This is a genomic window from Brevibacterium otitidis (genome assembly GCF_042429315.1).
GTDB classification, from domain to species: domain Bacteria; phylum Actinomycetota; class Actinomycetes; order Actinomycetales; family Brevibacteriaceae; genus Brevibacterium; species Brevibacterium otitidis.
Genome location: NZ_JBHMAU010000016.1, coordinates 1 through 674, shown reverse-complemented (window position 1 = coordinate 674; position 674 = coordinate 1). Strand labels below are relative to the sequence as shown.

General features: G+C 58.4%; 1 protein-coding gene and 1 pseudogene. One reads left to right on the top strand and one right to left on the bottom strand.

Going from position 1 to position 674, the window contains the following annotated elements:
* Nucleotides 1-195, top strand: a 195-nt coding sequence (locus tag ACFFN1_RS01295) for a hypothetical protein (protein WP_376837866.1), incomplete at its 5' end; no start/stop codon positions are given.
* A 217-nt stretch (nucleotides 196-412) separates the two neighbouring features.
* Here ACFFN1_RS01295 and ACFFN1_RS01290 read toward each other — a convergent pair.
* Nucleotides 413-674 (bottom strand): annotated as a pseudogene (locus tag ACFFN1_RS01290) (IS3 family transposase); the annotation flags it as partial.

Genomic DNA, 674 nt, shown 5'->3' with positions numbered 1-674 from the left:
GCCGTCACGCTACCCGATGGTCCGACGCAAGCCGAACTGATTCGCGCGGCTGACAACGTGATCGTTCAAACGGGATTTCTTACAGAAGCTGAACGTGCTTTCGCTGTCGGGGTGCGTCAGCTGATGGACGAGTGCGCACGATTGAGCGCCGCAGACCACTCACCCCTCGACGTCGATGATCTGCCGGGCGCGTGAGCGCCGGTGGGTGGTGATCGCGATCGTCGTGACGACCAGCCCGATGACGGTCAGGCCGACACCGGTGAGTGCAGGTGCGCGGAAGCCGAGCCCGGCGTCGATGACGATGCCACCGGCGAAAGCCCCGAGTGGATCGCCCCGAGTTTGGTGGAGAGTTCATAGCGGTACGTCAGCCACCACTGGCCGACTGGTTTCAGTGTAGTAGTGTTCCTCGAACTGCGCNTTCCACAGCATCACGACCGGTCCACGGGCCCTCGCGCCACACCACCTCTTTCTTATATAGTTTATTCAGCGCTTCTGCTGCGGCATTATCATAAGAATCTCCAGTCGAACCGACCGAGGCTTCTATTTCAGCTTCACGCAGACGCTCTGTGTAAGCAATGGAGACATACTGGCTTCCCTTGTCAGAATGATGAATTAACTGGTCGGTGTTCCTGTTCTTTCGCTTCCTTTCCCATAACGCGTGCTCCAGAGCATCC